9 protein-coding genes are annotated in these 9,336 nt (G+C 71.1%); 4 read left to right on the top strand and 5 right to left on the bottom strand.

All coding sequences use genetic code 11. The features are described from left to right. The coding region (locus tag JNL41_RS22310) for a zinc-binding dehydrogenase (protein WP_293478487.1) at nucleotides 1–722 on the top strand (722 nt) is incomplete at its 5' end. 123 nt (nucleotides 723–845) lie between these two features. Here the strand turns inward: JNL41_RS22310 and JNL41_RS22305 are convergent. From JNL41_RS22305 to ctrA, 5 genes are all read right to left on the bottom strand, one after another. Next, a complete protein-coding gene (locus tag JNL41_RS22305; RefSeq protein WP_293478486.1) occupies nucleotides 846–1,667 on the bottom strand; it encodes a methyltransferase in 822 nt (273 codons plus the stop codon). Nucleotides 1,668–1,722: 55 nt separating this feature from the next. Beyond that, nucleotides 1,723–3,081: a M23 family metallopeptidase gene (locus tag JNL41_RS22300; RefSeq protein ID WP_293478485.1), complete on the bottom strand. Its 1,359-nt coding sequence runs from the start codon at nucleotides 3,079–3,081 to the stop codon at nucleotides 1,723–1,725. A gap of 132 nt (nucleotides 3,082–3,213) precedes the next feature. Then, nucleotides 3,214–3,564 carry an arsenate reductase (glutaredoxin) gene (gene arsC, locus JNL41_RS22295; RefSeq protein ID WP_293478484.1) on the bottom strand — a complete coding sequence of 117 codons (351 nt, stop codon included), beginning with the start codon at nucleotides 3,562–3,564 and terminating at the stop codon, nucleotides 3,214–3,216. A gap of 37 nt (nucleotides 3,565–3,601) precedes the next feature. Continuing rightward, nucleotides 3,602–5,992, bottom strand: a complete 2,391-nt coding sequence (locus JNL41_RS22290; RefSeq protein WP_293478483.1) for a M20/M25/M40 family metallo-hydrolase — start codon at nucleotides 5,990–5,992, stop codon at nucleotides 3,602–3,604. A gap of 117 nt (nucleotides 5,993–6,109) precedes the next feature. Beyond that, complete coding sequence (ctrA, locus tag JNL41_RS22285; RefSeq protein WP_293478482.1) at nucleotides 6,110–6,805, bottom strand: response regulator transcription factor CtrA; 696 nt, start codon at nucleotides 6,803–6,805, stop codon at nucleotides 6,110–6,112. 283 nt (nucleotides 6,806–7,088) lie between these two features. Between ctrA and JNL41_RS22280 the strand changes: the two genes are divergently transcribed. From JNL41_RS22280 to JNL41_RS22270, 3 genes are all read left to right on the top strand, one after another. Then, a complete protein-coding gene (locus tag JNL41_RS22280) occupies nucleotides 7,089–7,454 on the top strand; it encodes a hypothetical protein (protein ID WP_293478481.1) in 366 nt (121 codons plus the stop codon). Nucleotides 7,455–7,618: 164 nt separating this feature from the next. Beyond that, nucleotides 7,619–8,953 carry a flagellar protein export ATPase FliI gene (gene fliI, locus JNL41_RS22275; protein ID WP_293478480.1) on the top strand — a complete coding sequence of 445 codons (1,335 nt, stop codon included), beginning with the start codon at nucleotides 7,619–7,621 and terminating at the stop codon, nucleotides 8,951–8,953. A 3-nt stretch (nucleotides 8,954–8,956) separates the two neighbouring features. Then, nucleotides 8,957–9,336 (top strand): flagellar export protein FliJ (locus tag JNL41_RS22270; RefSeq protein ID WP_293478479.1); only part of this gene is annotated, 380 nt, incomplete at its 3' end.

Below are 9,336 nucleotides of genomic sequence, written 5' to 3'. Positions count from 1 at the left end.
CCTCGGGCCCGATGCTGCAGTACCTGAACCTCTCGTCGTTCGCCGAGCAGATGCTGATCCACGAGAACGCCTGCGTCGCGATCCGCAAGGACATGCCGCTGGACCGCGCCGCCCTGATCGGCTGCGGCGTGATGACCGGAGTGGGCGCCGTCATTCACACGTCGAACGTCCGCCCGGGCGACACGGTGGCCGTCATCGGCTGCGGTGGCGTGGGCCTGGCGGCCGTGAACGGAGCGGCGCTAGCGGGCGCGGGCCGGATCATCGCCATCGACATGGCGCCGGGTAAGGAAAACCTGGCCAAGTCGATGGGCGCCACCGACTTCGTCCTGGGCGGCCCCGACGCGGTGAAGACCGTGCTGGAAATGACCCGCGGCGGCGTGCAGCACAGCTTCGAGGCCATCGGTCTCGCGGCCACCGCCGAGCAGGCCTTCAACATGCTGTGCCGCGGCGGCACCGCCAACGTCATCGGCATGATCCCGGTCGGCCAGACCATCAGCCTGATGGGCGCCGCCTTCCTGGGCGAGAAGCGAATCCAGGGCTCGCTGATGGGCTCGAACCGCTTCCCGGTCGATATGCCCCGCCTGGTCGACGCCTACATGGCCGGCAAGCTGCACCTGGACGACATGATCAGCCGCCGTATCCGGCTGGACCAGGTCAACGAGGCCTTCGAGGAAATGAAGACCGGCGCGGTCGCCCGCTCGGTCATCACGTTCGACGCCTGACGCGCGCACGGAGCGCCTGCGCGCCGCAGGCGCTCCGGACCGAAGGCCGCGGAGATCGCAGAGACGGGCGCAGGCCACGCCTCCAGCGCGTCTGCGCATCTCCGCCAGGTCGGCGGTTTCGGATCAGGCCGGCCCGGCCGGCGCCTTCGCCTTCGGCCGCATCACCAGCCAGGGCGTCGGCTGCTGGCGCCATTCCCATACGGCCAGGAGCTGGTCCAGATGGGTCATGGGCTTCAGGAACGGCGGCATCTCGAACGTCTTCTGCTGCTGATCCACGCGCACGACCTCGTGGGTGGGCGAGAAGCGTTGCGTCATCGTGGCGAGCGCGCCGGCCTGGTAGACGTCGTGGGTCTCGACGATCAGGTTCATGCCGGCCAGCGCCGGACTGAGGTGCGGCTGCAGGATGTCGACCTCCGCGCCCTCGGTGTCGACGAGCACCAGGGTGCGCTTGCCGGCGAAGGCCTCGAAGCCGTCGGGCCGGAACTCGCCGCCGATGATCACCCGGTCGGAGACGCCGTTGCGCGCGGCGAGCTCGGCGCAGGCGGCCCGCGCCCTGGCGTCGATGTCGTAGGCATGGACGGTGACGCCCGGCATCATCCGCGCCAGCCCCACCGCGTAGTAGCCCTCGGCGCACCCCACATCGATCACGCAGTCCAGCCCCTCGGCGGCGAAGGCGGCCAGATGCGGGTGCAGCTCGGACTCGTAGGTGCCGATCAGGCGCGGGATCAGCGCGCCCTCGGTGGCCTTGTCCACGTAGTCCATGCCCTCGAACGGTCCGCTCCAGATGCGGCGGCCCTGCAACTGGATGAAGACGTCGGCCAGCAGGTGCGATCGCCAGCGGCCCATCAGGCGCAGCAGGTTGTAGAGGTCGGCCTGGTCCGGCGTCTCCGGCCATCGATCCATCATGTCGCGGATCATCTTCGTCGCCGCCACGGTGACGGTCATGCGGCTCCTCCTTGCCCGCCGTGGGGGTTAGGCGCTCCCGAGTGTCCGGGCAAGGTCAGCGGGCCAGGGCGCCCGGGCCCGCCGGGGCGCCCGCGTCGGCCAGGGCGACCGCGCGGCTCGGCGCCCCGCCGGCGGCCAGCAGCCGCTCGATGCGCGCCTTCTCGGCCTTGAAGCGGGCGAGTTCGGCGCCGGCGAGGATCGTGCCCTGCGGAACCTTCGCGCCGACCGGGTTCACCCGCCGGCCACGCTGCCACACCTCGTAGTGCAGGTGCGGGCCGGTCGCGAGGCCGGTGGAGCCGACGTAGGCCACGACCTGGCCCTGCCGCACCCGCGCGCCCGGCCGCATCCCCTTGGCGTAGCGGGAGATGTGCGCATAGCCGGTGTCCCAGCCGCCGGCGTGGCGGATCTGCAGCCAGTTGCCGTAGCCGCCCCAACGGCCCGCCTTCACGACCACGCCGTCGCCCGCCGCCAGGATCGGCGTGCCGGAGCCGGCGCCGAAGTCGACGCCCTGGTGGGCGCGGGCGTAGCCCAGGATCGGGTGGCGGCGCCTGCCGAAGCCGGAGGTCAGGCGCGCCCCGTCGACCGGCGTGCGCAGCAGGAAGCCACGGACGTTCTTGCCGTCCTCGTCGAAGTATTCGGCCTCGCCGCCCTCGCGCTCGAAGCGGAAGAACTTCACGCCGTGCAGCTCGGCGTAGTCGAGGTCGCCGGTCTCGATCGTGCGGCCGCTCTCGGTGACCCTGCGGTCGAAGACGAGACGGAAGTCGTCGCCGGGCTGGATATCGCGCTGGAAGTCCAGCTTGTGCGCAAAGAGCCTGGCCGTCTGGGCGATGATGGCGGGCGTGGCGCCCAGCCGCGCGGCGCTCTCGTAGAGCGAGCCCGAGATCTCGCCATCGGCGACGCGGACCTCGTCGGTGACCTTTTCCTCCAGCGAGCGCAGCCGAAGCGCCCCGTCGAACGTGCGCGAGACGGTGACGGACGTGGCGGGGCCGGTGCGGAGCGACAGGCCGATCAGCCGCGCCGGGCGATCGCGGACCTGCGACCGGGCCACGGCCGCGTCGAACGACAGGCCGGCCTTGATGCGGATGGTGTCCATCGCGCCGCCGAGCGCGGCCACGGCCTGGCGCGCTTCGGCCTCCGGGACGCCGGCGCGGAGCACGGCCGCCTCCAGCGTCTCGCCCGAGCGGACCTTCAGTTCGACGTTCTGCGGCCGGGCATAGCCGGGCTGGGCCTCGGCCTGGGTGAACGCGGCGTGCTGCAGGGCGGCCATCGCGCCGGGGGCCAGGCGAGGCGCCTCCGGGTCGTCCAGGCGGGACGCGGCCTGCCAGCCGACCAGGCCCGCGACCACGGTCACGGCTGCGGCGATGGCGCCGGCCTTCAGGCGGAATGAGAACTTGCGCGGACCGGCATCCTGCATGGCGCCCCCGATACTCGACTGTGCGGGTCCGGACGCCGCCGGACCCTGCGTGAAGCGCCCCCGCGCCCGCAAGTGGAGTGGAACATGGCCGCGAGCGCCGCTCGGCGCGCCCCGGCCGATTGTCTCAGGTCGTCAGAGCAGCGCGAGCGCCAGCTCGGGGGGCCGGCACAGCGCCGCGCCCTTCGCGGTGACCACGATAGGGCGATTCACCAGGATCGGCTCGATGATCATGGCCGCGATGATCGCCTCGTCCGAGACCTTCGGATCGGTCAGGCCCAGCGCCTCGGCGTTGGTGCCGCGAACGCGCAGGATGTCGTGGGCGCCCACCTCCATGCGCTTCAGCAGGTCCTGGAGCTGGTCCCTGGTCCAGCCGGCCTTCACGTACTCGACCACCCGGGGCTCGACGCCCTTCTCGCGCAGCAGCGCCAGCGTGTTCCGCGAGGTCCCGCAGTTGGGGTTGTGATAGATCGTGACGTCGCTCATGGCGCGTCGATTACCACTTCGTCCGCAGTCGCGCACGCTACCAGGTGAAGGCGCGCGTTCCGGTCAGGAAGGTGGAGTCGGAATCGTCCCAGGGCATCAGGTCGGCCGGGCGCGCCGGCAACGGCTTGGCCGTGTCGGGCCAGCGGTCGATCCCGGCGACGTAGGCCACGTCCAGGCGTCCCGCGCCCGCGGGCTTCAGGCTGAGTTCCAGCGGCGGGCCCGACGAGGCCCACATCACGCGGACCCACTTGCCGGCCGCCAGGTCCTGGCCGATCGGGCCGCCGCCGAGCGTCTCGACCCGCGCCGGCACGGTGGAGCGCAGGCGAAGCTCCAGCGTCCGCGCCTCGGGCGGCAGCGTCACCGAGAGCGTCAGGCGCTCGTCGGGCCCGCGCACCATGCCGAACGTCGGCGCGGTGGAGGCGATCGGCGCGGCGGGCGCCATGTCGTGCGGCCGCCACCACCACCACTGCTTCACCCGCTGCGGCTCGGCCTGGCTGTCGGCCTTCAGCACCTGGTCGGTCCAGGGCCGGGCGGGGCCGGGCAGCGCGAAGCGCCAGGCGCGGCCGGTGTCCTGGTCCTGCTGGAAGCCGACATAGGTGATCAGCGGATACCGCGGCGTCCAGGGGTCCGTGGAACGGACGATCAGGGTGAGCGCCAGGCCGCCCAGCAGCACCGCCGCGCCGATGATCCGGGCCGGCGAGCGGCCCCAGTCGGGCTGGGCGAGCGGCCAGAGCACCATGGCGGCGGTGACCATCTGGATCGCGAACAGGGGCACGAAGTCCATGCTCTCGAAGCCGGTGTGCGAGATGCCGCCCTGCCAGCCCAGCGCCACGGCGGCGAGCACGGCCAGGAGCAGCAGGTCGAGCGCGTTGCGCTTGGCGGCGAACGACGTGGCCGCCGCCGCCGCCGCCGCGACCAGCAGCGGCCAGGCCAGCACGAAGGCGGCGGGCGCCGCCACCGCCTGCAGCACGACGGTCAGCACCAGGCAGAAGAGGAGCCCCCCGGCCCAGGCGCCCTTGCGGCTGACCGGTCGGCCGAAGGTGAACCAGCCGATGAGCGTGGCCAGCGCGCCGGCGACGGCGGCGATCCAGTCGATCTCCATCGCCAGGGCCGAGGCGGCAAGGCCCGCCGCCAGCGGCAGGAAGGCCACCCACCGGCGGCTGCGCGACAGCTCGGCCGCGGCCAGCATCATGAAGCCCAGCGAGGTGAGCATGATCGCCCACTCCCAGCGCTGGGCCTGGACCATCAGGAACCGTTGCTCCAGGTAGCCGAACTCGGCGCCCGTCAGCCGCCGCGCGAACTGCAGCACCGCCGCGGTTCCGACCCCGGCGAAGGCGAAGGCGCCGGCGCCGCGGAGCAGGTCGGTGGCCGGGAACTCGCCCGACTGCCGCGCCCAGCGGATCGACACCGCGATGAGGCCGGCGATGACCAGGATCAGCACCCACCCGAGCCAGGCGGGGTAGGCGACCAGCACGTCGCCGAACAGGTTCGCGTAGACGGGCGAGGGCGCGTGGCCGGGCAGCCGCGCGGCGAACGCCAGCTCGCGCGAGACCGCGAGCACCTGGTCGCCCATGTCCTGCAGCGAACCGCGATCGAGGTTCTGCGCGTTGGAGGTCGGGCTGTGGTAGTCGAACTGGCGGCCGAGGATGGCGAAGTTCATCCCGTCCAGCCCGGCTCGCAGGCTCTCGGTGAGGTCGGTGTCGTTGGGCATCAGCTCGTAGAGCATCACCGCCAGCGACGAGGAGGCCGGCCGCCGCGCATTGGCCTGGAAGACCTTGATCAGCTCGCCGTTGCGCGCGTGGGTCTGGAACATCTGCACCCGGCCGGCCGAGCCGCGGGCCTCCAGGTTGACGACGAAGCCCACCCGCCTGGCCATGGGGTCGCGGTGGAAGAAGTAGTTGGCGCCGAGCAGCCCCGCCTCCTCGCCGTCCGTGATGACCACGATGACGTCGCGCGCCGGCACGCCGCCGGCGGAAATGGCCCGGACCGTCTCCAGCGCCGCGGCCACGCCCATCAGGTCGTCTGCGGCGCCCGGCGATCCCGGGACGCTGTCGTAGTGGGCCAGGAGGGCCAGCGCCGGGGCGTTGCGGTTGCGGCCCGGCAGCACGCCCACGATGTTCTCGACGTAGGCGCCGCCGAAGATTCCCGGCCGGTCGGCGCGGCTGAAGACGCCCACGCCCGGCCGCACCTGCGGCGAGAGGCCGTACTTGAACATCTTGGCCACGATGGCGTCGCGCACATTGGCGTTGGCGACCGAGCCCACCGGGTGCGGGACGGCGGCCAGGAACCGCACGTCCTGGAACGCCCGCTCGCCCGAGAACTCCATGGGCGAGGTGGCGACGGGCGCCGATTCCGGCAGCACCTGGTCGAGATAGGCGAGGTACGAGCCGGCGATCAGCGCAAGCAGCAGCGCAAGCAGTCGCCCCATGGTCCGTGTCCTCCCCCGGCGCTGAACTGTCGCGAAGCTAGACTGAGCCGACGCAAACGAAAACGCCCGGACCTGCGTCCGGGCGTCTCATGGTCGTCGCTCGTCGGCGCCCGTCGGTCAGGCGGCGATGACGCCTTCCTGCGGATCGCGCAGCACGTAGCCGCGGCCCCAGACGGTCTCGATGTGGTGCTTGCCGTCGGCGGCCGCCGCGAGTTTCTTCCGGAGCTTGCAAATGAAGACGTCGATGATCTTCAGCTCGGGCTCGTCCATGCCGCCGTACAGGTGGTTCAGGAACATCTCCTTGGTGAGCGTCGTGCCCTTCCGCAGCGAGAGGAGTTCCAGCATCTGGTACTCCTTGCCGGTCAGGTGGACGCGGATACCGCCCACTTCGACCGTCTTGGCGTCCAGGTTCACGATGATGTCGCCGGTCTTGATGACCGACTGCGCATGGCCCTTCGAGCGGCGGACCACGGCGTGGATGCGGGCGACCAGCTCGTCCTTGTGGAACGGCTTGGTCATGTAGTCGTCGGCGCCGCCCGAGAAGGTCTTCACCTTGGTCTCGATCTCGGCGGTGCCCGACAGGATCATGATCGGCGTGTTGATCTTGCCGACGCGCAGGGTGCGCAGCACGTCCATGCCGCTCATGTCGGGCAGGTTCAGGTCGAGCAGGATGAGGTCGTAGTCGTAGATCTTGCCGAGATCGACGCCTTCCTCGCCCAGGTCCGTCGTATAGACGTTGAACCCTTCGGACTTGAGCATCAGCTCGATGCTCTGCGCCGTCGCGCTGTCGTCCTCGATCAACAAAACGCGCATTGGCCTCTCCTGCCGCGTCGCCGCATTCCCCAACGGATTCAATGAACCCGCGTATGGCTCGCCGTTAACCTGCCCTACCGTTCTTTAAGACCGGTTAATGGTCCTGGCCCCACGGCGAGAATCGTTAATCTGATTTCAGAATCCGACTCAAGCGGGGCCGCGGAGTCGCTGAGTCGCACCCCTGTTGAATCTTTTGTGATTGGACGGCGCCTTCGAAACAGGGGGCGGGAACGGCTTGTCCGCAACGGGGTTTCTGTCCGCAAGCGAAGCTCGGAGACCCGTGATGACCGACATGCCGAACGTACTCGACAAGTATCGCCTGCCGCTGGACCGCGACCGGATGAGGCAGGCCGCCAGGCTGGCCGGACCGGCCCTGGCGTTCGCCCGCAGGAATCCATTCATCCTTATCGGCGCGGCCGTCCTGGGCGCCGCCGGCGTGGTCGCCTGGAGGAACCGCGAGAGGATCGCCGAGCGGGCCCAGCCGCTGATCGACGACGCCAAGCTGAAGGGCGAGGCGCTGATCGAAGACGCCAAGGCCAGGGGCGAGGAGTTGATCGAGCAGGCCAAGACCGCCGGCGAGGCCGTCGCCGCCAAGGTCAGCCGCACGCGCAAGGCGCCCGCCACGCCGGAGGCGACCGAACTCCACTGACCCGTCACGCTCCGCGCCCGTCCCGGCCCCGGCCGGGGCGGGGCGGGCGGCCGGGCCTGCGACGCCCGGACGCGGGCAAAAGCGTCCAAGGCCAAGGCTGTTCTTCACGACCCCTTAAGCGTGCGCGCGCGATCCTGCGCGTGTCGGGTCTAGGGGTTGTTTCCTTGCAGAGTCTGGTGGCCGCCGTCGAGCGGCTGGATCCCCTCACGGTTTCGGGCCGGGTCGCCGCCGTCAACGGCCTGCTGATCGAGGCCCGCGGCGGCCTGAGCCGCCTGGCCGTCGGCGCCCGGGCCGAGATCGGCCGCTTCAACGAAAAGCCCGTCGCCGCCGAGGTCGTCGGCTTCCGCGAGAACCGCGCGCTCCTGATGCCGTTCGGCCCGGTCGAGGGCGTGGCCCCGGGCGCGGAAATCCGCATCCAGCCGCTGGGCTCGGCGGTCCGCCCGACCAAGGCCTGGCTCGGCCGCATCGTCGACGCGTTCGGCCAGCCGATCGACGGCAAGGGGCCGCTGCCCCAGGGCCTCGCCGCCTACCCGCTCCGCGCCGCGCCGCCCTCCGCCCACGCCCGCGCCCGCGTCGGCGAGCGGCTGGACCTGGGCGTGCGCGCCATGAACGTCTTCACCACCTGCTGCCGCGGCCAGCGCCTGGGCGTCTTCGCCGGCTCGGGCGTCGGCAAGTCCGTCCTGCTCTCGATGCTGGCCAAGAACGCCGACTGCGACGCCGTCGTGGTGGGGCTGATCGGCGAGCGGGGCCGCGAGGTCCGCGAATTCATCGAGGAGACGCTGGGCGAAGAGGGCCTGCGCCGCGCCATCGTCGTCGTCGCCACCTCGGACGAGCCGGCGCTGAAGCGCCGCCAGGCCGCCTACATGACCATGGCCATCGCGGAGTTCCTGCGGGACCAGGACATGGAAGTGCTCTGCCTGATGGACTCGGTCACCCGCTTCGCGATGGCCCAGCGCGAGATCGGCCTCGCCGCCGGCGAGCCGCCGACCACCAAGGGCTACACCCCCACCGTCTTCACCGAACTGCCCAAGCTGCTCGAGCGGGCCGGTCCCGGCCCCATTCGCCCGGACGGCACCAAGGCGGGCCCGATCACCGGCCTCTTCACCGTGCTGGTGGACGGCGACGACCACAACGAGCCGATCGCCGACGCCGTGCGCGGTATCCTCGACGGTCACATCGTCATGGAGCGCGCCATCGCCGAGCGCGGCCGCTTCCCGGCGATCAACGTGCTGAAGTCGATCAGCCGGACCATGCCCGGCTGCCAGACGCTGGAAGAGCGCGAGGTGGTCAAGCAGGCCCGCGAGGCGCTCTCGGCCTACTCGAACATGGAAGAGCTGATCCGCATCGGCGCCTACCGCGCCGGCGCCGACCCGCTGATCGACCGCGCCATCCAGTTGAACCCGGCCGTCGAGGGCTTCCTGAGTCAGAACCCCAACGACGCCACGAGCCTGGACGACAGCTTCGGCGGCCTCGCCGGGATCCTGAACGGAGTTGCGTAACCGATGAGCTGGGCCGACTCCCTCATCAAGCTGTCCACCTATGAGGCCGAGGTGCTGCAGAAGCGCCTGGGCGAGATCGTCGACCGGCGGGCGGCCGCGGAGATGCGGCTGACGATGCTGGAAGCCGAGGGCGAGGCGGAGGCCATGTTCTCCCCCGAGGAGGCCGCCGCGGGCATCTACCGCGCGGGCTTCTTCGAGGGCCTGAAGGCGCGCAAGGCCAGGGTGCGGGCCGAGATCGACGTGATCCTCGTGGAGGAACAGGGCGCCCGCGACGCGCTCGCGGAGGCCTTCGAAGCCCAGAAGAAGTACGAGCACATCGCCGACAACATCCGCGTCGAGGCCCGCAAAGCAGAAGGCCGCCGCGATGCGGCGGCCCTCGACGA

This window comes from Phenylobacterium sp. (assembly GCF_016793285.1).
Classification (GTDB): Bacteria; Pseudomonadota; Alphaproteobacteria; order Caulobacterales; family Caulobacteraceae; genus Phenylobacterium.
The sequence above is the reverse complement of the archived record's forward strand: the minus strand, read 5'-3'. Positions and strand labels throughout refer to the sequence as shown.

Bases quoted from the DNA above. Each gene is read 5' to 3' on its own strand.
- ctrA (WP_293478482.1), bottom strand. From the start codon at position 6,805: ATGCGCGTTTTGTTGATCGAGGACGACAGCGCGACGGCGCAGAGCATC.
- arsC (WP_293478484.1), bottom strand. From the start codon at position 3,564: ATGAGCGACGTCACGATCTATCACAACCCCAACTGCGGGACCTCGCGG.
- JNL41_RS22290 (WP_293478483.1), bottom strand. From the start codon at position 5,992: ATGGGGCGACTGCTTGCGCTGCTGCTTGCGCTGATCGCCGGCTCGTAC.
- JNL41_RS22300 (WP_293478485.1), bottom strand. From the start codon at position 3,081: ATGCAGGATGCCGGTCCGCGCAAGTTCTCATTCCGCCTGAAGGCCGGC.
- JNL41_RS22280 (WP_293478481.1), top strand. From the start codon at position 7,089: ATGACCGACATGCCGAACGTACTCGACAAGTATCGCCTGCCGCTGGAC.
- JNL41_RS22305 (WP_293478486.1), bottom strand. From the start codon at position 1,667: ATGACCGTCACCGTGGCGGCGACGAAGATGATCCGCGACATGATGGAT.